Origin of the sequence: Chryseosolibacter indicum, from assembly GCF_018598585.1 — a bacterium.
GTDB classification, from domain to species: Bacteria; Bacteroidota; Bacteroidia; order Cytophagales; family Cyclobacteriaceae; genus Chryseosolibacter; species Chryseosolibacter indicus.
Genome location: NZ_JAHESD010000001.1, coordinates 1 through 24,761 on the forward strand (window position 1 = coordinate 1; position 24,761 = coordinate 24,761).

At 38.4% G+C, this 24,761-nt stretch carries 24 protein-coding genes; 18 read left to right on the plus strand and 6 right to left on the minus strand.

Translation table 11 applies throughout. From position 1 onward, the window contains the following. Positions 1–82 precede the first annotated feature (82 nt). From gatB to KK060_RS00015, 3 genes are read left to right on the plus strand one after another with little or no spacing between them, the layout of a single operon-like run. Positions 83–1,543 (plus strand): Asp-tRNA(Asn)/Glu-tRNA(Gln) amidotransferase subunit GatB, encoded by a 1,461-nt coding sequence (gatB, locus tag KK060_RS00005; RefSeq protein ID WP_254151339.1) that lies wholly within the window; start codon positions 83–85, stop codon positions 1,541–1,543. After that, the gene (locus tag KK060_RS00010) at positions 1,540–2,763 is read left to right on the plus strand and encodes a TlpA family protein disulfide reductase (RefSeq protein WP_254151340.1); all 1,224 of its coding nucleotides are present in this window, start codon (positions 1,540–1,542) and stop codon (positions 2,761–2,763) included. The genes gatB and KK060_RS00010 overlap by 4 nt, the downstream gene beginning before the upstream one ends. 2 nt (positions 2,764–2,765) lie before the next feature. Continuing rightward, positions 2,766–3,530: a DUF3298 and DUF4163 domain-containing protein gene (locus tag KK060_RS00015; protein WP_254151341.1), complete on the plus strand. Its 765-nt coding sequence runs from the start codon at positions 2,766–2,768 to the stop codon at positions 3,528–3,530. Between the two features lie 21 nt (positions 3,531–3,551). Here the strand turns inward: KK060_RS00015 and KK060_RS00020 are convergent, their stop codons facing one another. The 3 genes from KK060_RS00020 to KK060_RS00030 form a co-directional block, all read right to left on the minus strand. Continuing rightward, positions 3,552–5,027, minus strand: a complete 1,476-nt coding sequence (locus tag KK060_RS00020) for a M56 family metallopeptidase (RefSeq protein ID WP_254151342.1) — start codon at positions 5,025–5,027, stop codon at positions 3,552–3,554. An 18-nt stretch (positions 5,028–5,045) separates the two neighbouring features. Then, positions 5,046–5,438, minus strand: a complete 393-nt coding sequence (locus KK060_RS00025) for a BlaI/MecI/CopY family transcriptional regulator (protein WP_254151343.1) — start codon at positions 5,436–5,438, stop codon at positions 5,046–5,048. A 184-nt stretch (positions 5,439–5,622) separates the two neighbouring features. After that, positions 5,623–6,291: a DUF4159 domain-containing protein gene (locus tag KK060_RS00030; RefSeq protein ID WP_254151344.1), complete on the minus strand. Its 669-nt coding sequence runs from the start codon at positions 6,289–6,291 to the stop codon at positions 5,623–5,625. Positions 6,292–6,396: 105 nt separating this feature from the next. Between KK060_RS00030 and KK060_RS00035 the strand changes: the two genes are divergently transcribed. The 13 genes from KK060_RS00035 (at position 6,397) to KK060_RS00095 (ending at position 19,430) form a co-directional block, all read left to right on the plus strand. Beyond that, complete coding sequence (locus KK060_RS00035) at positions 6,397–7,272, plus strand: hypothetical protein (RefSeq protein WP_254151345.1); 876 nt, start codon at positions 6,397–6,399, stop codon at positions 7,270–7,272. Between the two features lie 94 nt (positions 7,273–7,366). Then, positions 7,367–8,161 (plus strand): thymidylate synthase, encoded by a 795-nt coding sequence (gene thyA / locus KK060_RS00040; protein WP_254151346.1) that lies wholly within the window; start codon positions 7,367–7,369, stop codon positions 8,159–8,161. A gap of 84 nt (positions 8,162–8,245) precedes the next feature. Beyond that, positions 8,246–8,923 (plus strand): L-serine ammonia-lyase, iron-sulfur-dependent subunit beta, encoded by a 678-nt coding sequence (gene sdaAB / locus KK060_RS00045; RefSeq protein ID WP_254151347.1) that lies wholly within the window; start codon positions 8,246–8,248, stop codon positions 8,921–8,923. An 8-nt stretch (positions 8,924–8,931) separates the two neighbouring features. After that, positions 8,932–10,392 carry a TolC family protein gene (locus KK060_RS00050; protein ID WP_254151348.1) on the plus strand — a complete coding sequence of 487 codons (1,461 nt, stop codon included), beginning with the start codon at positions 8,932–8,934 and terminating at the stop codon, positions 10,390–10,392. Positions 10,393–10,407: 15 nt separating this feature from the next. Beyond that, on the plus strand, positions 10,408–11,796 hold the full coding sequence (locus KK060_RS00055; protein ID WP_254151349.1) for an efflux RND transporter periplasmic adaptor subunit: 1,389 nt from the start codon (positions 10,408–10,410) through the stop codon (positions 11,794–11,796). A gap of 59 nt (positions 11,797–11,855) precedes the next feature. Beyond that, positions 11,856–12,395 (plus strand): inorganic diphosphatase, encoded by a 540-nt coding sequence (locus tag KK060_RS00060; RefSeq protein ID WP_254151350.1) that lies wholly within the window; start codon positions 11,856–11,858, stop codon positions 12,393–12,395. A gap of 6 nt (positions 12,396–12,401) precedes the next feature. Beyond that, positions 12,402–13,532, plus strand: coding sequence for a glycosyltransferase family 4 protein (locus KK060_RS00065; protein WP_254151351.1), 1,131 nt, complete (start codon positions 12,402–12,404; stop codon positions 13,530–13,532). 29 nt (positions 13,533–13,561) lie between these two features. Next, positions 13,562–14,434: a glycosyltransferase family 2 protein gene (locus KK060_RS00070; RefSeq protein ID WP_254151352.1), complete on the plus strand. Its 873-nt coding sequence runs from the start codon at positions 13,562–13,564 to the stop codon at positions 14,432–14,434. A 185-nt stretch (positions 14,435–14,619) separates the two neighbouring features. Continuing rightward, positions 14,620–15,594: a glycosyltransferase family 4 protein gene (locus KK060_RS00075; RefSeq protein WP_254151353.1), complete on the plus strand. Its 975-nt coding sequence runs from the start codon at positions 14,620–14,622 to the stop codon at positions 15,592–15,594. A gap of 43 nt (positions 15,595–15,637) precedes the next feature. Continuing rightward, positions 15,638–16,582 (plus strand): glycosyltransferase family protein, encoded by a 945-nt coding sequence (locus tag KK060_RS00080; RefSeq protein ID WP_254151354.1) that lies wholly within the window; start codon positions 15,638–15,640, stop codon positions 16,580–16,582. A 35-nt stretch (positions 16,583–16,617) separates the two neighbouring features. Beyond that, positions 16,618–17,643, plus strand: coding sequence for an NAD-dependent epimerase (locus KK060_RS00085; RefSeq protein WP_302179979.1), 1,026 nt, complete (start codon positions 16,618–16,620; stop codon positions 17,641–17,643). Positions 17,644–17,762: 119 nt separating this feature from the next. Continuing rightward, positions 17,763–18,542: a glycosyltransferase family 2 protein gene (locus KK060_RS00090; RefSeq protein WP_254151355.1), complete on the plus strand. Its 780-nt coding sequence runs from the start codon at positions 17,763–17,765 to the stop codon at positions 18,540–18,542. Between the two features lie 12 nt (positions 18,543–18,554). After that, complete coding sequence (locus KK060_RS00095; RefSeq protein ID WP_254151356.1) at positions 18,555–19,430, plus strand: glycosyltransferase family 2 protein; 876 nt, start codon at positions 18,555–18,557, stop codon at positions 19,428–19,430. Here KK060_RS00095 and KK060_RS00100 read toward each other — a convergent pair. Genes KK060_RS00100 through accC form a run of 3 tightly spaced genes read right to left on the minus strand, consistent with a single transcriptional unit; the run spans position 19,416 to position 22,812 of the window. Beyond that, a complete protein-coding gene (locus KK060_RS00100; protein ID WP_254151357.1) occupies positions 19,416–19,985 on the minus strand; it encodes a Maf family nucleotide pyrophosphatase in 570 nt (189 codons plus the stop codon). The genes KK060_RS00095 and KK060_RS00100 overlap by 15 nt on opposite strands. 4 nt (positions 19,986–19,989) lie before the next feature. After that, a complete protein-coding gene (locus KK060_RS00105) occupies positions 19,990–21,291 on the minus strand; it encodes a DUF1015 domain-containing protein (RefSeq protein ID WP_254151358.1) in 1,302 nt (433 codons plus the stop codon). Between the two features lie 30 nt (positions 21,292–21,321). Further along, a complete protein-coding gene (gene accC, locus KK060_RS00110) occupies positions 21,322–22,812 on the minus strand; it encodes an acetyl-CoA carboxylase biotin carboxylase subunit (RefSeq protein ID WP_254151359.1) in 1,491 nt (496 codons plus the stop codon). Positions 22,813–22,940: 128 nt separating this feature from the next. Between accC and KK060_RS00115 the strand changes: the two genes are divergently transcribed. After that, complete coding sequence (locus KK060_RS00115) at positions 22,941–24,197, plus strand: aminotransferase class I/II-fold pyridoxal phosphate-dependent enzyme (protein WP_254151360.1); 1,257 nt, start codon at positions 22,941–22,943, stop codon at positions 24,195–24,197. A gap of 86 nt (positions 24,198–24,283) precedes the next feature. After that, positions 24,284–24,463 (plus strand): BF3379 family histone-like protein, encoded by a 180-nt coding sequence (locus KK060_RS00120; RefSeq protein ID WP_254151361.1) that lies wholly within the window; start codon positions 24,284–24,286, stop codon positions 24,461–24,463. Positions 24,464–24,761 lie beyond the last annotated feature (298 nt).

Consider the following 24,761-nt stretch of genomic DNA (forward strand, 5'->3'; position numbering starts at 1 on the left):
GTGGTAAGAACCTGAATGGTTTAAATGCTGTGGTCGAAAAGGCGAAGGCTTTAGTGAAAAAATAATTCTATAGATACAAGGGATGGATAAAGCAATACGCGATAAATATACGGCGGTAATAGGGTTGGAGGTTCACGCCCAACTTTTAACAAAAAGCAAGATCTATAATGCAGATGCTGCTGCTTATGGAAATTCTCCTAATACCAATGTTGGCGTAATCACACTCGCGCATCCCGGAGTATTACCAAAGCTCAATAAAAAGTCTATCGAGTATGCCATTAAGATGGGGCTTGCCTGCAATTGCGAGATTAGCAGATTTAATATATTCGATCGAAAGAATTACTTCTATCCGGACCTTCCGAAAGGCTACCAGTTAACACAGGACCGGACACCTATCTGCAAGGGAGGATACATTGCAATCAGTACAAGTAACGGCGAAAGAAACATCACACTAAACCGTATTCACATTGAAGAAGACGCAGGGAAATCAATCCATCTGGAAAATGAGAATGATACACTGGTAGATCTTAACCGTGCCGGAGTTCCATTAATTGAAATTGTTACGGAACCTTCCATCAGAAGTTCGGAAGAAGCATCGGCATTGCTTACTGAAATCAGAAAAATAGTTAGGTACTTAGAAATTTGTGATGGCAATATGGAGGAGGGTTCGCTTCGCTGTGATGCCAATGTTTCGGTCATGCTTAAAGATGCAAAGGAATATGGCAAGAAGGTTGAGGTTAAGAATATGAACTCAATCAGAAATGTTCAGCGGGCCATAGATTATGAAATAGAGCGACAAATTGAATTAATTGAAAGCGGCGCTAACATCACCTCCGAGACAAGGACGTTTGATGCGGGGAGTGGCAAGACTTATGGTATGCGGGAAAAGGAAGAACTTAACGATTATCGTTATTTTCCTGATCCTGATTTAAGTCCATTAGTGGTATCAGAAGAATGGTTAGCGAGTATAAAAGCATCTATGCCGGCTTTACCAAGAGAACTTGTTACAAAGTACGTAAAATCGTTTCACCTTCCTGAATATGACGCACAGGTGATAACGGATTCAAAAGATGTAGCACACTATTTTGAAGAAGCATGTCAATATACAGTAAACTATAAAGCAGTCTCTAACTGGGTAATGGGTACAGTGAAGTCGTATCTAAATGAAACTAATTCACTGGCGTCAGATTTACCAGTGAGCCCCAAAACGCTTGCTGAGGTGATAAATCTTATTGATGGTGGCAAGATTAGTTATACAATGGCTCAGCAAAGGCTGTTTCCGGCTTTATTAGAAAATAGTAATAAGGTCCCTATAACTTTGGCTCAGGAATTGAATATATTACAAGATAGCAGCGCAGATTCTATTTTGCCCATAGTGGAAGAAGTTATAAAGGAATTTCCGCTCAAGGTAGAAGAATTTAAGAACGGCAAAAAGGGAATTATAGCCATGTTTATGGGAGAGGTAATGAAAAGATCCAAGGGGAAAGCCGATCCAAAAGTTGCTAATGAATTACTTACAAAGAAGTTAAAAGAAGTACAATGATAGCTGAAAGTAAAAAGCAAAAAGTACAAAGCATTACTTTGTCTAAAGGTAAGCATAACATCGGAAAAGTATTGGATATAAAAGCTTTATGCTTCATGCTCTTAGCTTTATGCTTTTCATGCAATACCTCAGGAAAGGAAGAAAAAGATCTTCCTCAGGGTGCGTGGCAAGTAACAGTTAAAGGGAAAGTAGGATTTCCTCAGCAGCAAGGGCGCATCATAATCCAGGAGTTGAAGGAAGGAGCAACTGGCTGGCAGGACACAATTCAATTGAAAAGTAACTATACTTTTGCCAAGAAAATTACACTAACAGAACCTGGTTATTACCGATTAAACTTCTACGATAAGCAGGTAATGAACATTATACTTGATAGAACAGATATCGAGGTAGTTGTTGATGGTAATAATCCTCAGGGTTTTTATGAGGTTAAAGGTTCACCAGACCTTGACCTGATCAGACAGGTTCAGGATATGCTTGAAAAAGCAAACAACTCTCCGGACATAGCAAAACTAAATGAGGAGTTTACAGTTGCCGCCCAGAAACAGGACCAGGCGACCATGGGGCAGTTGCAGGAGAAATATCAGCAACTCATAAAAAAGGAACACGATAAGGTTGCTCAATTGCTTGAACAGAAAGCGCCATCACTCGCTGTAATAAACCTGCTTCAGAATAACACGCTTGATAAGGACAAATATTACCAGACGTATATTAATGTAGCGGATAAGCTTCGGAAAGCCTGGCCTAACTATACACAGTCAAAGAATTTTATTGCTTTTGTAGATAAAATGAAAGCTACTGCTATTGGGCAGCCAGCACCTGAAATTGCATTACCGAATCCTGAGGGGCAAATTGTAAAGCTTTCTTCCATGAAGGGAAAATATGTGCTTGTTGACTTTTGGGCAAAATGGTGTGGCCCATGCAGGCAGGAGAATCCAAATGTAGTGAGAGTGTATAACAAATATAAGGACAAAGGATTTACTGTTTTTGGAGTATCTCTTGATAGAAAAAAGGAAGACTGGGTTCAGGCAATTCAACAGGATGGATTAACCTGGACACATGTTTCCGATCTTAAATTCTGGCAATCTGAAGCCGCTAAGACTTATAACATAAGCGCAATACCGTTTTCACTTCTTGTAGATCCTGATGGTATAATTATAGATAAAAACCTTAGAGGAGCAGCCCTTGAGAAAAGGCTAGCCGAGGTATTAGATAAAAAATAGAAATGGTGTTACGATTATTTGCGCTTATTAGCTTTTGTTTTCTTATAGTTTCATGTGCAGTTCAGGAAAAGGCAGTAGATCCAGTAGGCATAACGTATTCAATGGATATGTTCTCCAGGTCTTCTACCTGTAAAGATTCGTCAAACTGTGCTAGGTACACGGTGAGTTATCCTGTTTTTGAAAACCTGGATTCTACAAACCAGCGCCTGATCAAATCAAAAATTGATGCTATTGTATCTATGGGAAACCCTGAGGCTAAGGGATGGACGATGGAGAAGATAGCAAATGAGTTTATAAAGGAATATGAAAATTTCTACAAACAAAGTCCTGACCTCACTGCTGGACCCTGGCATTACAAAGCCCAAATAGATGTAGAATCTTCTTTAGATACATTAATAAGTTTATCAGTAAAGGATGAATATTTTACCGGAGGTGCGCACGGCGGATCAGGAACATATTTTATTAACGTAAATCCAAAGGCAAAGAAGTATTTTACCCTTGATGATTTTTTCAAGCCTGGTTATCGTGATGCCCTTATAAAGGAAGGGGAGAAGCTGTTCAGAAAGGAAAGACAATTAGCGGATACAGCGAGTTATGTCAATAATGGTTTTGAGTTCGCAGATGATGTGTTTCAGCTTAATGAGAACTACGGCTTTACAGCCACGGGAATTACTTTTGTTTTTAATAACTATGAAGTTGCACCTTATGCAGCAGGGCCAACAACAATTGAGATTCCATATGATAGAATGAAAGACTGGTTCAAGTAAACCGGTCTTTCATCCACAGTTTTAAAGTTTATATTTTATTGGGATTACAAATCGTGTTCTAACGACCTGACCGTTTTGTTTCCCAGGTGTCCATTTAGGAAATGATTGTACTACGCGCAGTGCTTCTGCATCACACGCAGCATCAAAGCCTTTTGCAACTTGTGTCTCCGAAATGCCTCCATCTTTTTCTACAACAAAAGAGATGAAAGACGTACCCTCAATTCCTTTTGATTTTGCGCTTTCAGGATATCGCAGCGTTCCTTGCAGGAAAGAGACCATTGATTCAAACCCACCTGGATATTCGGGTACTTCATCAACCTTGGTAAAAATCTCATTTGACTCAGAAGTTGATTGCTCCGCGGTGCTATTGATGCCTGCGCCAGCATATTGAAGCATTGAAAAACTCCGTTGCTCTCCTTTATCAGTTATGGTAAATAACTCGATGTGAGTGGCTCTACCATATTTATTCTCAAGTTGTGTAAGCTTCTGGTTGGCGTTTTTATCATACTCTACAATAAATGTTTCGCCGGCATAGTTTTTCTTAAAAGTCTCAAACTTACTGGCAGCTTCAGCTGGTAAATTCTTACTGTCTTGATTTTCATTACCAAGCTGGTCCTGGCAGGCAATTACAAAAAATAACAATGGAATCATGAGCAAACATGCTGCTATTTTCCATATCTTGATATTCGATTTGATCGTTCTCATCATTTGAATTCGTTTAATAGTTAAAGAATTATTAAAGTGATTGCCGAGAGAAAGCCCGGCAGATTGTAAAGCAACCCTGGCCAGAAGGTTGCAGTACCTGTTCACATCCTGATTCTCAACAGCGCGCGCATCTGCCTCGAACTCATGAAGCTGAACAAAGATCTTTTTGTATGTATGTATAAATGGATTGAACCAAAAGCCAATTTTCAAGAGACTGAGAAGAAAAATATCAGCAGAGTGCCATTGCCGGGAGTGAATTTCTTCATGGCGAATGATTTGCTCTTTCTCCAAGTCACTAAGTGCTGACTTATTTCCTATTAAAATGAAATTGAAGAATGAAAAGGTTAACGTTGAGTGCGAATGTTCTAGAATTCTTAGATTTCCTTTCCGTCTAATTGCGTTACCAGCGTTCAATAGCCGGATGATTTTGACCACCTGAAAGAGAAAGAATAGCAACGAAATAACAACTCCTGTTATGTACAACATCCCAACCAACTGTATACTTTTTGTTTCTAAAAGTGCACTTACTGCGCTACCACTTTTCCCTAAATCTGTTATTACTACCTCAGGCAATAGATAAGAAGAGAAGGTGCCGATAGAAGGAACAATTTGAGAAGCGGTATTACTTTTAAAATGAAACAGCGGAAATGCTGTTGAAGCCAGCACACCTAAAAGCATGACAAGACGCACTACTGTGAAATTGGTCTCTTTCTTCAAAAGAAATTGGTAGAACAGCAGAAACAAAAGAAGACCCAGGTTGGCTTCAACAATATAATTAAGTAGTGTACTCATATTTAATTATTTAAAGCTTCACTTCTTTTCATTTTTAATTTCCGCGAGGAGTTTTTCAAGATCTTGTACATCTATCTCATTCTCTTTTGCGAAAAAGGAAACCAAACTTGGGAAGGACCCATTAAAGTATCCTTTTACAAGGTTGTTAAGGTAGAATTTGGTGTACTTCTCTTTTGAAATGACCGCGTAGTATTCGTGTGTTTTTCCATAAGCCTTATGATCAATAAAGCCTTTGGTCTCAAGTATCCTCACTATTGTTGAAACTGTATTATACGCAGGTTTTGGCTCTGGCATTTCTTCGATAATATCTTTTACAAAAGCTTTTTTCAGCTTCCATAAAATCTGCATCACCTGATCTTCAGCTTTCGTAAGTTCCTTTAAATCTTCCATGCTTTGCATTGAACCTGCCATCTCCTAATTATATAGTTATAAAACTAAATATTTAGTTCATCATATCAAAGGCGTTATGGAAATATTATTGAGCGACAATAACATTCTAGGTACCAAATTAGGCAGTTATAAAATCTGAATGGTTTTTATACCCTTGTCTTGCTCATGGGTAGTACAATGCACTGGTTAATAATAATATTAAAATTTAGAAGGAGCTTGTAAAGCTATAGGCAATAAGGTTTGCCCCCATACGTAATGCTTGCTGTCTTATTTCTTCGGGGTCATTGTGTATGCGCTGGTCTTCCCAGCCATTTCCCAGATCACATTCATAAGAGTAGAAGACAACCAACCGTCCCTGGTAAAACAAACCTAAGCCCTGCGCTGGTTTTCCATCGTGTTCATGGATCTTAGGCAGTCCTTTCGGGAAGTCAAACTTCTGGTGATAAACAGGGTGATCAAAAGGGATAGCGACCAGTTCGAGGTCAGGAAACACCTTTTTAAGTTCGATGCGAATAAACTTGTCCAAGCCATAATTGTCATCGATATGTAAAAAACCACCCCCTTGAAGATATTTTCTAAGGTTTTCAGCGTCGCCTTCAGAAAACACTACATTGCCGTGGCCGGTCATATATATATAAGGATAAAGAAATATATCTGAGCTTCCCACCTCTACAATATCCTCTTCTGGAAAGAGGCTCATGTTTAGTTCCTGATTACAGAATTTAATGAGGTTGGGCAACGCTGTTTTGTTTGCATACCAATCGCCACCGCCATTATATTTCAATTTGGCTATCTTGATACCCTTTTGAGCAAAAACGATATGGGTTGAAAAAAACAGTAATAACAGTATAGATCTCACAACATTAGTTCTCATCTCAGTTTCGCTTATCTCTTGTACTTTAAACAAATATATTCACTGACGGTTAAACCTTTGGGTTGATTCTCAATCTAAAGTAACGAAATACAAAAAACAACAGGTATGAACTCCAAATCCTATTTTAAGCGCTTATTCTTTATTTCGGCGTTATTCGTATCACTAATATCATGTAGAGAGGAAGAAGAACGGCTAACATTGCAAGATTCACAGACGATTTCAGAAGAATCTCTCGTGGATTCTTATTTTCAGGATGTGGATGATATCGCGCAGATTGTTATTGATGCTCCAACACAGCAACAACTGGGTGAGGGCAGGTCAGCAACTTCCATCAGTATTCATGATAATCGCTTTTTGTGTTCAGGAGTTGCAGTTACTCTGACGCAGGATGCATCATCTACACCTGAAATTCCAAAGGGAAATATTACTGTTGACTTTGGTGCTAACGGCTGTATTGATAACCGCGGAAATGTAAGGAAGGGGAAGTTGATTTTTGCTTATCACGGGAGAAGATTTGCGCCTGGGTCAACAGTGATAACAACTACTTCAAACTATAGCATTAATGATGTTAAACTTGAAGGAGTTAGAACATTAACCAATATTCAATCAAGCACGGAAACGGCACCGTCTTTCCGTGCTGTGCTTTCAGGTGGCAAGGCTACATTTACAGACGGATCTCTTGCTGAGCGAACTTCCGATATCACCTGGACTTGGGTTAGGGGAGCCAATCGGGTTGACGACTATCTCCTTGTAGACCAAAGTAGTAAGGCAGAGGGAAAAGCTAGATCAGGGAAACCATATTCTGTTGCATTATTAAGTCCATTAAAATACAAACGCTTTTGCGGAATAGCAGTGGAAGGAGAGAAACAAATTACCGTAGATAGGGATAAAAAAGTAAGCATTGATTATGGCGATGGCTCGTGCGATCGAATGATAGTACTCACTATAAATGGAGATTCTCGCGAAGTGGTTGTGAATTAAACTATTAGAAAAAAGATATAAAGCCTCGTTTAAGCGCGGCTTTTTTATTATCAGTGATTAATTTAGCACCTGATTCCTACTACATTTAAGCAATATGAAGCAGTACCTGGATTTGATGAAGGATATTCTTGAGAATGGCACAAAGAAGACAGATCGGACAGGTACAGGAACACTTTCTGTTTTTGGGAGACAACTACGGTTCGACCTTTCAAAAGGATTTCCGCTCGTTACTACGAAAAAACTTCATTTGCGCTCCATTATCTACGAGCTTTTGTGGTTCTTAAATGGGGATACTAATATTAAGTATCTCAATGATAATGGTGTTACAATCTGGGATGAATGGGCCAATGAGCATGGAGAGCTTGGCCCTGTATATGGCCACCAATGGAGAAGCTGGCCAGCACCTGATGGCCGGTCAATCGATCAAATCACCCAAGTATTAGATCAACTTCGGAAGAAGCCTGACTCACGCAGGCATATTGTAACAGCCTGGAATCCGTCAGAAGTTGATAAGATGGCACTGCCTCCATGTCATGCTATGTTCCAGTTTTATGTAGCGGATGGAAAATTGTCTTGTCAATTATATCAACGCAGCGCTGATTATTTCTTAGGAGTACCTTTTAATATAGCATCTTATGCTTTGATGACACATATGTTTGCTCAACAATGTGATTTGGAGCCAGGTGATTTTGTATGGACAGGCGGAGATGTGCATTTATATCTTAACCACATAGAGCAGGCCCAACTTCAGCTTACCAGAGAACCACACCCACTTCCCAAACTTAACATAAAAAGGAAGCCTGAATCTTTGTTTGAGTATTCTTTTCAAGATTTTGAAATCCTGAATTATCAGGCACATCCGTCCATTAAAGCTCCAATAGCAGTTTAGTACTTTCAATTATTATTTTTCATACTGCTTAAAAATTCTGTAACATTTCGATTTTTTTGTCGACAAATGAGATATTAAAATCAAATGGCAGAAAAAAGCAGCGTTTTTGATATGATTGGACCTGTAATGATAGGTCCTTCTAGCTCACATACCGCAGGTGTGGTGCGTATAGCAAGAACTGCATTACGAATTCTGGGAGGTAGGCCTGATGAGGCAGACATAATCTTCTATAACTCTTTTGCCAGAACGTATGAAGGCCATGGGAGTGACAGAGCCATAATAGCAGGCTTGCTTGATTTTAAAACCGATGATAAGCGTATTAAAGATTCTTTAGACATAGCTGCTCAGGAAGGATTAAAATACAAATTCAAGTCTATTGGCAATGCTTCGGCTCTTCATCCTAATACAATACGTCTTGTTCTTACAAGAGCGGAAAAGAAGGTTGAAGTACTGGGTGAAAGTAAAGGAGGGGGAGTAATAAATATAGCAGAGGTAAACGGATTTAAGGCAGATTTCAGTGCAAGTTTACATACGATCATTATTACCGCTGCAGATGTAAAAGGTAGCATTGCTTTCATTGCTGACGTGCTTGCCCACGATGATTGTAACATTGCGACAATGTCAGTTTCAAGAAAAGGTAAAAATGATCTGGCATGTTTAGTCATTGAGATGGATTCTGGAATAAAGCCTGTAACATTGGAGTATCTTCGGAGTCTTAGCTGGGTAAGAGACATTATTTACATACCTGATATTGATCGCTAATTATATTCATGAAAACAAAAACTCTGCTTTTATTAAGCTTTTCATTTATTGCTTTTAACACATTTTCTCAACAGGATTCTGTTAGCAATAACAATGTGTGGTCGTTAAAGCAATGTATTGATTATGCACTTGCCAATAACCTTAGTGTGAAGCGAAGCAATTATGATGTTGAGACTGCTTCTCTTAATTATAAGCAGGCAAAGTGGGCAATGATGCCAAACCTAAATGGTAGCATTTCCTATGGATATAACTGGGGGCGTTCTCTTAACCCTGTAACGTATGAGTTTACGACGCAGGAGTTAAATTCTATTAATCCTGGGGCATCTAGTTCTGTTACATTATTTAACGGTTTTAGAATACAGAATACAATTAAGCAGACTCAAAGAAGTTATCATGCATCAGAACAAGATCTAGCAAAGACAAAAAATGATGTTATGCTTAACATAACCTCTTACTACATAAATGTAATTTTTAATAAGGAGCAGCTAGAAAATGCGCGTTTTCAACTTGCATCGAGTCAATCGCAGCTTGACCGGGTTAAAAGGCAGGTTTCTGCAGGGGCGTTACCGCGGTCTGAAGAGTTAAATATCGACGCACAGGTAGCAACGAATGAGGTAAACGTTGCAAATCAGGAAAATGCTTTAGTGCTTTCATTATTACAATTGAAGCAGGCTCTGTTGCTGCCGGCATCAACCCCTCTTGATGTTCAACTGATTGAAATTGAGGTAGAGGATTTTGTATTGGATCAATCGCGCGATCAGATTTATGATTTGGCTCGTCAAATTATGCCAGAGATTAGGAGTGCAAATTTGCGGGTTGAAAGCTCTTACTATGCTGCAAAGGCGGCAAAGGGCAACTTATATCCTAGACTTAGCTTAAACGGGTCAATTAACAGTAACTACTCAAGCGCTTCAGATCGTCCAAGATTTATTCCTGATGGTGGAGATCCTATTCCAACGGTAGAACCCATTGGATTTATAGAGGGAACAAACACAAGAGTTGTAAGAAACTCATCCATTCCCTCGGGCACTATGGAGGATGGATATGGGAGAAGAGAACAGTTGAAGGACAATATATACAGATCGTTAGGCCTAAGTCTAACAATACCAATATTTAATGGATTTCAGGCGAGATACAACTGGCAGAGTACTGTAATCAATCGTGAAGTAGCAAAGATAGCTTATACTGAAGTTGAACAGGCACTAAGACAGAATGTGGAAACAGCGTATAACAATGCCGTTGCAGCATCAAAGACCTACAATGCTTCATTAAGACAAGTAGAGGCGCGTGAAGAGGCATTTCGTATGATGGAGCAGCGGATGAACGCAGGTGCAGCAAACTCCTTTGAGTATCAGGTGTCTCAAAATGATCTTTTTAGAGCTAAAAGTGATTTAACTCGAGCTAAATACGATCTTATTTTTAGAAAGAAACTACTTGACTTCTACCAAGGTAAACCACTAGAATATTAATATCCTTTAACACAAATGGCAAAGCAAACCCGTAAATCAAACAAAACGATCTACTGGCTCATTGGAGCTGTGGTCATTCTTCTGATCTTTATAGTTGTAGGTAAATCTGCCGGTTGGATTGGAAAACCTAAAGAGCTAGAGGTGGATCTGGCAAAAGCGAAACGCGCAACTATTATTGAAAAAGTAAGCGCATCAGGTACAGTACAACCGGTTACAGAAGTAAAAATAGCTCCCGAGGTTTCAGGTGAAATCATTGATCTTTTGGTGGAAGAAGGAGACTCTGTAACACGTGCGCAAACCCTGGTTAAGATTCGTCCTGATACATGGCAAAGTCAGCTTGAAAGGGCAGAGGCGGGACTAAGTCAGCAACGTGCTAATCTCGAGCAATCTGTTGCTTCCTTGGAAAGGGCAAAGGCTACTTTTATCCGCGCGGAACAGGATTTCAAGCGTCAGGAGAAGCTTTATAATGAGAAGGTTATCGCTGATGCAGACTGGCAGCTCGCAAAGCAGAACTATGAAATAGCGAAAAGCGATAGAGCATCTGCTGAACAAGCTGTTGAAGCTTCAAAGTATATTATAAGAAGCACGGAAGCGTCACTCAGAGAGGCGAGGGAAAACTATAGAAAGACATCAGTTGTCGCCCCCATGAATGGGATTGTTTCCAAGCTTATCGTGAGAAAGGGTGAACGTGTAGTAGGGACTGCGACGATGGCTGGAACTGAAATGTTAAGAATAGCTGATCTTAACCAAATGGAGATTAGGGTTAATGTAAATGAAAATGATATTGTTCGTGTATCTGTAGGCGATACGGCCATAATAGATGTGGATGCATATTCAAATGTAAATAAGCAATTTAAAGGTGTGGTAACACTTATTGCCAATACAGCAAAGGATAAACTTTCTGCTGATGCAATTACTGAATTCGAAGTAAGGATTCTGATTCTTAGAGATTCTTACGCAGATTTGATAAAAGAAGGAAATCGGTTCCCCTTTAGACCCGGGATGACAGCCAGTGTAGATATTATTACTACCAGAAAAGACAATGTCTTGTCTGTTCCCTTAGCGTCTGTTACAACACGTGGTGCTGATGGATCGAAGGCAGAGGGAGGTAATAATCAAGGTCCTCAACAAAACGGTCAGAATCAAGGTTCTCAACAAGAGAAGCAGGTAAAACAGGCCGATAAGGTGGTACTGTTTATAAATGACAAGGGAACGGCCAAAATGATTGAAGTTAAAACTGGAATTAGCGACTTTGATAATATCGAGATACTTTCAGGAATTAGTGACAGTACGGAAGTAGTTACCGGTCCATTCCTGGTGGTATCGAAACGGTTGAAAGATGGTGATAAAATTCGACCAGTTCAGAAGAAAGAAGAAAATAAACAGGAAACCGCATCGAAATAACATAGGGCCCTCTTATTTAGAGGGCTTTTTTATTATTATTGTTTTTTAAAAACAATAATATGGTTCTTCATCCGTGGCACGAGGTATCTACTGGAAAACAACCACCGCAGCATGTAAATGCTTTAATAGAAATCCCAAGAGGGTCTAAGGCAAAATATGAGATAGATAAGGAGAGCGGACTGTTAAAGTTGGACCGCGTTATTTATGCCTCTATGTATTATCCTTTAAATTACGGATTTATACCTCAAACTTTGGGAGAGGATCATGACCCTTTAGATATTGTAGTGTTAACACAGGTGTCGGTCGTCCCACTTTGTATCATCCCCTCAAAAGTTATCGGTGTAATGCAAATGATAGACAGGGGAGAGGCTGATGATAAAATAATTGCTGTAGCTGAACAAGATCCCAGTGTTAGCAATATCAACGATGTAGATGACCTGCCCCAATACCTACGCGACGAGCTCCAACACTTTTTCGAAAACTATAAAACACTTGAGAATAAAAAAGTGGTTATAGATAAGTTTCTTTCAAAGGATAAGGCCTACGAGATAATCAGTAATGGCATTGGTTACTATAGGCAGCATGGTAAACTGTCCTAAAGCAATATGAATATTGGTTTTGAAGCAAAAAGATTTTTTACGAACAGCACGGGACTTGGTAATTATAGCAGGTTTATTGTTGATGCGTTAAGCGTAAACAATGAGAACGATAATTTCTTTTTATATACCCCTTCAAATGTTCCTGGTAAAGCAAGTAAGGAAATACTTAATAGAAGAAATGTTAAAGTAGTTAGGCCTAGTTCTACTTATCAAATGTTTAAGGCAGGGAGCCTCTGGAGGACTTGGGGTATAAGCCAACATCCAACAATTGATTCTTTGAATGTATTCCATGGGCTAAGTCACGAGCTTCCTATAGGTCTTCCAGTTCATATTAAAAAAATTGTAACAGTTCATGATTTAATTTTTTTAAGATATCCTCAGTTCTATAGACAAATTGATATATGGATATACAAATCTAAACTTCTTCATGCTTGCAGGAATGCTGATAAAATAATAGCGGTTAGTAAACAAACAGCTTCAGATTTAATTGAATTTCTTCACGTAGATGAGAAGAAGATAGAAGTAGTTTACCAAGGATGTCATTCTAATTTTAAAAGAAAATTGTCAGCACAGGAAATTGAACAGGTTAAAATTAAACACCAATTACCAGCTGAATATATATTGAATGTTGGAACGGTAGAAGAAAGGAAGAATGTTCTTGTTTTGGTAAAAGCACTTGCGCAGATTCCTGAAAAATCACGTTTGCCGCTTATAATAATGGGCAAGCATACTCCATACTACCAGACAGTGGTTGAGGAGGCTGCAAAGTTAGGAGTGATTAAGAACATTAGATTTCTTAATAATATACCATTTGCAGACTTTCCAGCTATTTATCAGGGCGCGAAAGTTTTTGTTTACCCCTCTCTCTTTGAGGGTTTTGGGATTCCGCTGGTTGAAGCAATAGAGTCATGTGTACCTGTAATAACATCAGAAGGTTCATGTTTTATAGAAGCCGCAGGTCCTTCAGCTAAATATATCAATCCAAAGCGTTCAGATGAATTAAAGAAAACGCTGATGGAAGTACTGTCAGATGACACTCTGAGGGATCAGATGATTAAGGGTAGTACAGAATATATTCAAAAATTCCGACCTGAAGTTATTTCTTCCAATCTTATTAAAGCTTACAAAACTGCGTAAACGTTTACTTATTATCTCTAGTGACACCAATGATTAGTCAGTTTTCCATAATTATACCAACTTGGAATAATCTTCCTTATCTTAAATTATGTATTGAAAGCATAAGAAAGAATTCGTATCAGAAGCACCAAATCATTGTTTATGCTAATGAAGGTATCGATGGAACAATTGAGTGGATAAAAAATCAACGAGACATAGAATTTTTAAGTTCTGAAAAAAACGCAGGCATTTGTGTAGCGGTGAATTCCTGCCGAGCATTGGTTAAAGCTCCGTATATCGTTTACATGAATGATGATATGTATGTATGTCCTAATTGGGATTGGGAATTGCATAAGTCGATCGAAGAAATAGGACATGACCGTTTTATGTTGTCTTCTACCCTTATTGAGCCCCGAGCTGTAAAGAACTCGAATTATATTTCTATCGTAAAAGATTTTGGAGATAACACAAATAGTTTTAGAGAGGATGATTTATTAAAATCATATAATGAACTTCATAAAAATGATTGGTGTGGAGCATCGTGGCCTCCAAGTGTAGTTAGTACAAGGGTCTGGGATATAGTAGGAGGATATAGTATAGAGTTCTCCCCCGGGATGTATTCTGATCCTGATTTTTCTATGAAGCTTTGGAAGTATGGCGTACGTATTTTTAAAGGTATTGGAAAAAGCAAGGTCTATCATTTCCAATCTAAATCAACAGGGAAAGTAAAGAAAAACAACGGAAATGAGATGTTCCTTTTTAAATGGAGTATTAGTGCAAAAGTCTTTTACATCTATTTTCTGCAAATGGGAAAGGATTATCATGGCCCATTAAAAGACAATGTAAAAATCCCTTTTAATAAGCGGCTGGGGAATACTCTTAAAAGAACTTATCGAAATCTTGTCTTTAATTCTTCTTTATGACTTGTTCTAACTGGATTGAGTTTTTAGATCAGGTTTAAAGAGTATAGGCTCCTTTAAGTGTTTTTTTTGAAAAGGAATTGGAGATGATTGCACAAACCGGAAAATGCCAAAGGCTAGGAGATTGGTTTTTAGATAGGCAGGAAAAAGATTGATAAGCAGATGAATCGAACGACAAAGAAATTATTATGAAGCTTGCGGTTATTTTACCTCATACTAAATTATACGGTGGAGTAAAAAGGTTTTTTGAACTAGGAGATGTGTTTATTAAAAAGGGTCATGAATTTAAGGTTCTTACACCAGATGGTACTGGGCCTGTATGGTATAGTGGAACGATTCCGACATTATCTTTAAGCAGTGCTAAAGAAGAAGAGTTTGATGCAGTTTTCATTACAGAGACCCAATTTCTTGAAGTACTATCCCATTTTAAAACTAGACATCAAATTCTCTATTTTGTACGCCCATCTGATAAGCTAAGTATTCTTAAAAAATATCCTGATGTTAAAGTTTATGCTAATTCCACAAATGCTTTAGAAACAGCTAAGTCAAAATATCGTATAGATGCTTTTCCTGCCTTTGGAGGAATTAATACCGATACTTTCTTGCCTAAGGTACTAAAGAGTAAAGATAAAAGTGAGCCCATCGTAATTATGACGTATGGTCGTGTAGTTGAGAAAAAAAAGGGCACAAAGCTAGTCGTGAGGGCATGTGAAAGACTATATAGAAAAGGATATAACATAAAACTATTATTGTTTGATACACCGGTGAATGAAAAGGCTGAAAAGGCAATCAAGAAATTTAATACAATTGTTCCTTTTGATTTTGTTTTAAATCATCCGGTCAGTGATAATCTGCAACTCTATCATAAGGCAGATATCTTCGTCTCTGCGGAAAAAAAAGCTGGCCATTCTAATACATCAGCGGAAGCGATGGCTTCAGGAATACCGGTAATTGGAACAAATTCCGGAACAAAAGATTTCTTAATTCATAACGAAACAGGGTTAGTTATATCAAGATGGTCAAGGTGTATAGCTAAGGCAATTGCTACATTAATAAATGACTTTGAACTGAGACAAAAATTAGCAATAAGAGGTAGATCAAAAATTGAAGAATTTAGCTGGAGTGTGCTCGCCGAAAAAATATTAACTGAGCTAGCGAAATAAGATTAATCGTTGTGTTAACAGATGTAAATTATAACTGATTCAAATGAAAATTAGTGGTTTTACGATGGTAAGAAATGCTGCCAAACTTTATTATCCAATTAGGGCAGCTATTGAATCTATTCTTCCAATTTGTGATGAGTTTGTAGTTGCCTTGGGAGAAGGTGATGCCGATGATACAACGGAAGAAGAAATAAAAAAAATAAACTCTGATAAGGTTAAGATCATTAGAACTGTTTGGGATTTAAATAAGTATCCAAAAGGGATGGTTCACGCATATCAAACAGATATCGCAAAGCAAGCGTGTACAGGAGATTGGCTTTTCTATGTACAAAGTGATGAGGTTGTTCATGAACAATACTTACCTGTAATAAAAAAGAGATGTGAGGAGCTTCTTGATGATAAAGAAGTTGAAGGTTTGTTATTTAATTATAAGCACTTTTGGGGTGATTATAATCACTATATCGTTTCACATGCGTGGTACCCGAGAGAAATAAGAATAGTTCGTAATCTTCCTGAAATACACTCCTGGTGGTCTGCACAATCATTCAGGAGAATACCAAACTTTGATGGGCTGAATTACAGACAAAAAAAAGGAACATATAAGCTAAGAGTAGCATCTGTTGATGCATTTATCTACCATTATGGTTGGGTGCGTCCTCCTCAGTATATGCAAATAAAGCGGAAGGCATTTACCACCATACATAAAGGGAAAGCAAAGGCAGAAGATTTGTTTCAAAATCAAGAGGAGCTTTTTAATTACGGGGATCTTTCAAAAGTAGAGTATTTCAATGGGTCTCACCCTAGTGTATTAAAGGAATGGATGTCCAAATTCAATTGGCAAGAACAATTATATCCAATTCGTTCCGTTGAAGGAGTTAAGCATAAACATGAACGTTTAAGGTATAGACTACTTACATTTATTGAACAAAAGTTTTTACAAGGAAGATTGATTGGAGGTTTTAAAAACTACAAATTATTGAAACGCTAAAGTGCTATTCCTTCTTTTAAATTAACTGTTATTCAATGTATATAAAGAATTCAACGATACTGGTTACAGGTTCTTCTGGCTTTATTGGTTACCATTTGGCTGCCCGTCTACTTAAGGATAATCATATAGTCGGTCTTGATAATATGAATAATTATTATGATGAAGGCCTTAAAAGGTCTCGCCTTCGTCTCCTCGAAGAGGAAAGTAATTTTGAATTTTATGAGATGGATCTAGTAGATAAAGAAGCTTTAGATAAACTTTTTACAAGGTATAAATTTTCTTATGTAATTCATCTTGCAGCTCAAGCCGGTGTGAGATACTCGATTACTAATCCTTACGCCTATTTAAATAGTAACCTTAATGGTTTTTTAAATATAATTGAAGCTTGCAGGCACCATAAAGTTCTTCATCTCATTTTTGCATCATCAAGTTCTGTTTATGGAGCAAATAAGAGAATGCCTTTTTCTACTCATGATAATGTTGATCACCCTATTTCATTATATGCTGCTACAAAAAAATCAAATGAGCTCATAGCGCATACATATGCGTCACTATACAATTTACCAACAACAGGATTAAGGTTTTTTACAGTTTACGGTCCTTACGGACGGCCAGACATGGCTATGTTTCTTTTTACCAAAGCAATCCTAGAGGGTAAGCCAATTGATGTTTTTAACAATGGTAAGATGAAGCGTGACTTCACGTATGTTGATGATGTAATTGAAAGCATTACACGTTTAATCCCTAAAATACCAAAGCCCAATAAAGCGTGGAATGGTTTCTATCCGGATCCCGCTTCTAGCTTCGCTCCCTATAAAATATATAATGTGGGGAACAACAAACCTGTAGAACTCGGCAAGTTTATTGATGTTATTGAAGAAAAACTGGGTAAAAAGGCTATTAGAAATTTATTGCCTCTTCAAAGTGGCGACGTTTTAGAGACATATGCAGATGTTGACGAACTTATTGAAGAGGTAGACTTTAAACCTTCTACAAGTATTGAAGAAGGCATTGGAAAATTTATAGAGTGGTATTTAAAATATTATAATATAAACCCTTGAAGGTTAGGTGTATTAAATACAATTCCAACCGCTTTAGATTAAAATGTGTCAATAAGAATACATGAGAGAACGCATTTAGATGAATTATCAAGAAACCGTCAAATACTTGTGATTATTCTATGGGAGGTCCTACAAAGATTTCGGCTACAATAATCACATTTAATGAAGAAAGAAAGATTGAAAATTGTATTCAGTCCTTATTGGAAGTTGTAGATGAAATCGTTGTAGTGGACTCTTATTCAACCGATCGAACAGAAAATATCTGCTCAAAATACCCGGTTAGATTTATTAAACATGCTTTTGAAGGATATGTAGCACAAAAGAACTACGCAATGAATCAGGCATCTAATGACGTTATTCTTTCTCTTGATGCTGACGAACGACTTTCTGAAAAGCTAAAACAGTCGATTTTAATTGTTAAAAATAACTGGGATGCGCGGATTGATGGTTATGAGGTGAACAGGTTTAATAATTATTGCGGCCATTGGATAAGATTTTGTGGCTGGTATCCCGATCGTAAAATAAGGCTTTGGGATAGGAGGAAAGGCAGCTGGCAGGGGACTGATCCACATGATAAAGTGAAGATTAGTAAGGATAGGGTACAAAGGCTAAATGGTGATTTACTGCATTTTGCTTACTTTTCAGTTGATGAACATTTGAGACAAATGAGTAAATTTGCAGAAGTTGCTGCAAAAGCAAAGTTTAAAAAAGGAGTAAGGCCCATTTTTGTTATTCATGTCATTCTTAACCCTCTCTTCAAATTTTTCAAGAAATATATTCTACAACTGGGATTTTTGGATGGTTATTATGGATTTGTGTTTTGTGCGGCAGCTTCATCCTTGAATTTTTTTAAGTATTTACGGTTATATGAGTATCATCGGAGGGGGTTGCCCGAGTAGAAAAATAAAGAAATGAAAGTAGCAATTATTATCAGTACCTATAATTCTCCTCTTTGGCTTGAAAAAGTTTTGTGGGGGTATGCCTATCAAAATTTTAAGGATTTTTCTATTACTATAGCCGATGATGGCTCGGGACCTGAAACAAAGCAACTGATTAATCAAATGAGAGATATGACCGGCATGTCTATTGATCATGTTTGGCATGAACATAAAGGGTATCGAAGGCAGACTATTCTTAATAAGGCTATTATTGAAAGTAAAGCCGATTACCTGATATTTACGGACGGCGACTGTATTCCACGTGCGGATTTTGTGAAGGTACATATCGAGCAAGCCGAAAAGGGACGGTTTCTTTCAGGTGGGTATTGCAAAATATCCATGAAATTAAGTGAAACAATTGGAATTAAAGATGTACAAAGTCAACTCTGTTTTAATCTTTCCTGGTTAAAGTCTATTGATAAAGTAAAAGCTGCTCCATCAAGGAAATTGTGGGCCAAAGGAGGTATAGCTAATTTTTTAGACTATATAACACCAACAAAACCTACTTTCAATAATTGTAACTCTTCCGCCTGGAGAGAAGATATCCTCGCTGTCAAAGGTTATGATGAAAGAATGAAATATGGTGGCTCCGATAGGGAAATTGGAGAAAGACTTACAAACTATGGAGTTAAAGGGAAGCAGATTCGGCATAGAGCAATTGTTTTGCACCTCGATCACGAGAGAGGGTATAAAACTAAAGAGTCTATAGAAGCTAATTTAGCTATTAGAAAAAACACCAGGAAGAATAATATTACTGAAACTCCTTTCGGAATCAAGCAGCGTCAAAATACTGAAGAGCTTGTAACAACCGTTCAGGCCGAGAAAAATTCGGCACTACCAACTTTGTAGGTGCTGGTAAATTTTATGAACAGGTAATCCCATTACATTAAAGTAAGAGCCTGATATTTTTTCTATGGCTGTCATGCCTATCCAATCTTGGGCGCCATATGCCCCGGCTTTATCGAAGGGGTGGTAGTTATCTACATAATAAAGAATTTCACTTTCGCTAAGCGACCTGAACGTGACTTCTGTTGTATCATCAAAGCTTTCTTCTTTTTCTTTTGATAGGATGCAAACACCTGTTATTACCAGGTGTGTTCTTCCTGATAACTGCTTCAGCATTTCAATAGCTTCACTTCTGTCTTGAGGTTTATTAAGGATTCTATTGAAAAGAACCACGACAGTGTCGGCAGTGACCACTATTTCTTCATGGATTTTTAACCTGAAGTACTCCGCCTTTTTCATGGCGAGGAAACGTGCTACCTGATCTACCGGCATATCGGCAGGGAACGACTCATCTGAGTCTGGCTTTTCTATTGTAAACTCAAATCCTGATTCCTTCATGAGGTATTGCCTTCTCGGTGAAGTTGAGGCAAGGACAATGGGTCTGTTTATTTTTTTCATGATACTAGAAAGGCGAGTAGATAGGGCTTGTAAATTCTTCTTCTTTAATCGAACTATAAAGAAAACCACAAATAACTTTTGGATAGAAGTATGTGGACTTCTGAGGCATTGTGTAGCCGCTGTGACATACCTGCTTTACTTCTTCAATGGAAACTTCATTTGTGATTATCGCCATTTGGGCTTCATTTTGAATTACTTTCTTAAGACAATCTGAAAAGCTTCTATCGAAGCTTATATGTTCTGATTGACGTTGATCTTTTCCTGGAATCCCCAGCGCTTTCTCAATGATAAAGTAGTGCATTACAGTAAGATCGAGTCTTCTTACTTCTTTAGGAAACGGCCATCGTAATTTTTCTATGGCTTCCGGTTTTAATCGTACTTTATAAGCATTCTCTTTGAAGAGAAGTCCGAATGCCCATTGTTTACCTGCTATTGTTTCATTTAATATGGTACTATCATCTACGGGTTTAATTATAAAGTCTTCCTGTAGCCTATTAATAATTTCATCTTCATTGAAGGAAGGAAGACTGTTTATAAGACGATGTGTGGGTAGAATTCTCAGATCATCTGATTCTGTATTTGTGAAGTACATCAGATGATAGTTAAAACCTTCGTCACCTTTAGCGTCTTGACTTTTTTCAAGCATTCTTTTCCTATAAACAAGAGAGCTTTCATACCGATGATGCCCATCAGCAAGAATGATTGTTTTGTCCTGAATAAAATCAATAAAGCGAGTGATGGCATGTCCATCGTGTATTACAGCAAGAACGTCCCTTACTCCTTGGTAATCTTCTGTTTCGTAAATGGGTGCAAGGATGGCTTCATCCATATACTTCTCCAGCTCAAAGTTCTGATCGGAATAAAGGCCATGGGTAGGGCTGGAGTGAAATTGCGTTTTTTCAAGTAACGCGATTCTGTCGTTAACTGCCGTTGGTATGGTGTTCTCGTGGCGAAGGATTACATTTTCATTCCAGTCGTAAGCTTTAATATGACAGATGAAACCTTTTCGGCAATACTCCTTAGGTGATCCGCTCATTCTGAAGTATTGATAGTACACATATATCGCCGGCAATTTATCCTGAAGAATTATTCCATCTGCTTTCCAACGTTCTAATAATTCATAAGCGCGTTGTGATGGATCAGGCCCTTCAGGAACAGAGATATGTATACTGTTAAAATCGTTTTGATATAACGCTTTTCTCTGCTTGTCTGATACAACATCAAATAGGGGTGAAGTAAGATCTCCAATGTTTTTTGAAAGCTCACTATTGTAACGCCAAGCACGAATAGGTTTTATTTCTGCCATGTGATGTCTAATTCGAAAAAGGATTATGAATTAAGCCAACCTGTTTTTTCGCCATGAAGACACTGGCTGAATTTCTGGTTTCAAAACTTCTTCTTTCTTTGTTGATACCATTGAAGATGCAACGAGTGCTGCTATCATAGCCTCTTCCTTAACCTCTTCTTTTTCGAGTACTCCCGGCTTGAAATAGTTTTCTACAAAGCGCGTATCAAAATTGCCTGACCGAAAAGCATTGTGTTGCATAACAAACCGGCAGAAACCGAGAGTTGTCTCCAGACCTGTTATTTCGTATTCGTTTATGGCCCTTATCATCTTTTCGATGGCCGCCTCACGGCTCTCTGCATGACAGATTAGTTTGGCAATCATCGGATCGTAATAGAAAGGAATTTCCATGCCTTGCTCAAACCCATCGTCTACCCTTATACCATGGCCTTGTGGCCTTTTATATGTCTGAAGTTTTCCAATATCAGGCAGAAAGTTGTTGTTAGGATCTTCCGCATACACTCTTGCTTCAACAGCATGACCGTTTATCTTTAACTCCTCCTGTTTGAAAGGTATCTTTTCTCCTTCTGCTACTTTAATTTGGAGCTTTACCAGGTCTAATCCAGTAACACATTCAGTAACGGGGTGCTCCACCTGTAACCTTGTATTCATTTCCAGGAAGTAGAATTCGAGATTTTCGTCAAGGATGAATTCAACAGTACCGGCACCATAGTAGCCACACGACTTTGCCACATTAATGGCGGCTTCTCCCATTGCTTTTCTCTTCTCTGCAGTTAGAACAGAAGAGGGTGCTTCTTCTATTACTTTCTGATGTCTTCGTTGAATAGAACACTCGCGCTCAAAAAGATGAACAACGTTACCGTGCTTATCTCCGAAAATCTGAAACTCAATATGACGTGGTTTAGTAATGTATTTTTCAATAAACACAGAGCCATCACCAAAGGCAGAAGTAGCTTCACTTACCGCTCTTTCCATGTGTTCCTGAAAAGATGCTTCATCATTAACAATGCGCATCCCTTTGCCGCCACCACCGGCACTTGCTTTAATTAATACCGGATAGCCGATCTTTTTTGCAATGGCTTTCGCTTCATCAATATTTGTAATTGGCTCACTTGTTCCTGGTACGAGTGGCACATTAAATTTAGCAACTGCAGCTTTTGCAGCCAACTTGCTTCCCATTAATTCTATCGCGGGGGCTGAAGGACCAATGAATATTAATCCGGCTTCGTCTACCAGTTTTGCGAAATCTTCATTCTCAGAAAGAAAGCCATAGCCAGGATGGATGGCATCTGCTTTCGTAACCTTTGCTGCTTCAATGATCTTTTCCATTTTCAGGTAAGATTCTGAGGAAGGAGGAGGACCAATACAAATAGCCTCATCAGCATACCGAACATGAAGCGCTGATCTATCTGCCTCACTAAAAACGGCGACAGTTTTGATGCCCATTTCTTTGGCGGATCTCATAACGCGCAGTGCAATCTCTCCTCGATTAGCAACAAGTATTTTCTGTATTTTCGGCATGGCTCTAAGGTTACCTGCAATGCTAGCGATAATTTGCCTTGCTGCCAAGTAAGCTAAATGTTGTAAAAGAAAAATTCCTTGATACTTTTTTCTTTATTTTTGCGGGAATTAACAATTGAAACCTAGCAATGGTAGACTTATTTGACAAGCTGAAAATGGAAGCGGGCCCTTTGGCCAAATATTCTCATCTTCCTGATGACTATTTCTTTTTTCCTAAACTAGAAGGCGAAATCGGCCCTCGTATGAGGTTTAACGGGAAAGATGTATTGAACTGGAGCCTCAACAATTATCTCGGACTTGCTAATCATCCTGAAGTACGCAAGGCTGATGCCGATGCTGCTGCTAAGTATGGTATGGCAGTGCCAATGGGCGCGCGTATGATGTCAGGTAATTCAGTAAATCACTTGGAATTTGAGCGTCAGCTGGCAGATTTTGTTAAGAAGGAAGATGTTATGCTTCTTAACTTCGGATATCAAGGCGTAGTTTCAATTATTGATGCTTTGGTTGATCGTAAAGATGTTATTGTGTATGATGCAGAATCTCATGCCTGTATTATAGATGGTGTTCGCCTTCATATGGGTAAACGCTTTGTGTATACACACAATGACATGGATAGTCTTGAGAAGCAGCTTCAGCGTGCTACCAAACTAGCTGATGAAACAGGAGGTGGTATTCTTGTTATTACCGAAGGTGTTTTTGGAATGTCAGGAAAGCAGGGCGACCTAAAAGGCGTTTGTGAACTGAAGAAAAAATATAACTTCCGTCTGTTTGTTGATGATGCCCATGGTTTCGGGACAATGGGTAAAACAGGAGCTGGTACTGCTGAAGAACAGGGAGTGCAAGATCAGGTAGATCTTTACTTTTCAACATTTGCTAAGTCGATGGCAAGCATTGGTGCCTTTGTTGCGGGTGACAAGAGAATCTTGAAATATTTGCGTTATAGTGTAAGATCACAGATCTATGCTAAGAGCCTTCCTATGCCGTTAGTTATTGGGGGAATGAAACGTCTCGAACTACTTAAGTCAAAGCCTGAGCTACGTGAGAATCTTTGGAAGATTACCAACGCTGTTCAGAACGGTTTAAGAGAAAGAGGATTCACTTTAGGTAATACAACATCGCCAGTTACTCCGGTACTGTTTAAGGGAGGAGTAGGTGAAGCGGCTAACATGTCAATGGATCTTCGTGAGAACTACAATATATTCTGCTCTGTTGTTATCTATCCTGTTGTACCTAAGGATGTTATCATGTTCAGAATTATCCCTACGGCAGTGCATACACTTGCTGATGTAGAGGAGACATTAACAGCCTTTTCTAAGCTTAAAACCAAGCTTGATAGTGGTTTTTACAAAGAAGAAGTATTGGTATCAGTAACTAAAGGCGTTTAAAAAAAACGCCTTTTTGAGTTGTTTTTTGAGGTTTTTATTTAATTTGGCAAAGGAAAACTAATTTTTCAATTTAAAAACCTAATACAATGCAAAAATTTGAAGAGCTCAAAAACCTCATTGCTTCACTAGAAGGTGATGCGGACAAGTTTTATAACAAGGGCAATAGCGCTGCTGGTACCCGCGTAAGAAAGGGCATGCAGGACCTTAAAAACTTGGCTCAGGCAATCAGAGCGGAAGTACAAGAGCTTAAAAACAAGGCATCCTAAGCCTGCTTTCAAGTTTTTTAAAGCATAAAAAAAGGATAACCATTTATAGGTTATCCTTTTTTGTTTAGACCTTATGTTAATCCAGGCTAAACCCTTCTCTTTTACAGGAAGATTCTTAAACTGGATCCTTTAAATCCTTCTTATGGCTTATGACTAAGTATTATGGCTACATTGTACAGTCTCCCTGCACTCTTTCTACAGTCTCCCTGCAGTCTTTCACAGCCCTTAGATAATGAATTAGCAGAAAATAAAATTGGACGCTTACGGAAATTGAAGATACTAAACAGCCGTAAAAAAC

Coding starts and splice junctions, on each gene's coding strand:
- sdaAB (WP_254151347.1), top strand. CDS start 8,246: ATGGCAGAAAAAAGCAGCGTTTTTGATATGATTGGACCTGTAATGATA.
- accC (WP_254151359.1), bottom strand. CDS start 22,812: ATGCCGAAAATACAGAAAATACTTGTTGCTAATCGAGGAGAGATTGCA.
- KK060_RS00115 (WP_254151360.1), top strand. CDS start 22,941: ATGGTAGACTTATTTGACAAGCTGAAAATGGAAGCGGGCCCTTTGGCC.
- KK060_RS00065 (WP_254151351.1), top strand. CDS start 12,402: ATGAATATTGGTTTTGAAGCAAAAAGATTTTTTACGAACAGCACGGGA.
- KK060_RS00105 (WP_254151358.1), bottom strand. CDS start 21,291: ATGGCAGAAATAAAACCTATTCGTGCTTGGCGTTACAATAGTGAGCTT.
- KK060_RS00085 (WP_302179979.1), top strand. CDS start 16,618: ATGTATATAAAGAATTCAACGATACTGGTTACAGGTTCTTCTGGCTTT.
- gatB (WP_254151339.1), top strand. CDS start 83: ATGGATAAAGCAATACGCGATAAATATACGGCGGTAATAGGGTTGGAG.
- KK060_RS00015 (WP_254151341.1), top strand. CDS start 2,766: ATGGTGTTACGATTATTTGCGCTTATTAGCTTTTGTTTTCTTATAGTT.
- KK060_RS00095 (WP_254151356.1), top strand. CDS start 18,555: ATGAAAGTAGCAATTATTATCAGTACCTATAATTCTCCTCTTTGGCTT.
- KK060_RS00020 (WP_254151342.1), bottom strand. CDS start 5,027: ATGAGTACACTACTTAATTATATTGTTGAAGCCAACCTGGGTCTTCTT.
- KK060_RS00070 (WP_254151352.1), top strand. CDS start 13,562: ATGATTAGTCAGTTTTCCATAATTATACCAACTTGGAATAATCTTCCT.
- KK060_RS00075 (WP_254151353.1), top strand. CDS start 14,620: ATGAAGCTTGCGGTTATTTTACCTCATACTAAATTATACGGTGGAGTA.
- KK060_RS00035 (WP_254151345.1), top strand. CDS start 6,397: ATGAACTCCAAATCCTATTTTAAGCGCTTATTCTTTATTTCGGCGTTA.
- KK060_RS00030 (WP_254151344.1), bottom strand. CDS start 6,291: ATGAGAACTAATGTTGTGAGATCTATACTGTTATTACTGTTTTTTTCA.
- thyA (WP_254151346.1), top strand. CDS start 7,367: ATGAAGCAGTACCTGGATTTGATGAAGGATATTCTTGAGAATGGCACA.
- KK060_RS00080 (WP_254151354.1), top strand. CDS start 15,638: ATGAAAATTAGTGGTTTTACGATGGTAAGAAATGCTGCCAAACTTTAT.
- KK060_RS00060 (WP_254151350.1), top strand. CDS start 11,856: ATGGTTCTTCATCCGTGGCACGAGGTATCTACTGGAAAACAACCACCG.
- KK060_RS00100 (WP_254151357.1), bottom strand. CDS start 19,985: ATGAAAAAAATAAACAGACCCATTGTCCTTGCCTCAACTTCACCGAGA.
- KK060_RS00055 (WP_254151349.1), top strand. CDS start 10,408: ATGGCAAAGCAAACCCGTAAATCAAACAAAACGATCTACTGGCTCATT.
- KK060_RS00025 (WP_254151343.1), bottom strand. CDS start 5,438: ATGGCAGGTTCAATGCAAAGCATGGAAGATTTAAAGGAACTTACGAAA.
- KK060_RS00090 (WP_254151355.1), top strand. CDS start 17,763: ATGGGAGGTCCTACAAAGATTTCGGCTACAATAATCACATTTAATGAA.
- KK060_RS00120 (WP_254151361.1), top strand. CDS start 24,284: ATGCAAAAATTTGAAGAGCTCAAAAACCTCATTGCTTCACTAGAAGGT.
- KK060_RS00050 (WP_254151348.1), top strand. CDS start 8,932: ATGAAAACAAAAACTCTGCTTTTATTAAGCTTTTCATTTATTGCTTTT.
- KK060_RS00010 (WP_254151340.1), top strand. CDS start 1,540: ATGATAGCTGAAAGTAAAAAGCAAAAAGTACAAAGCATTACTTTGTCT.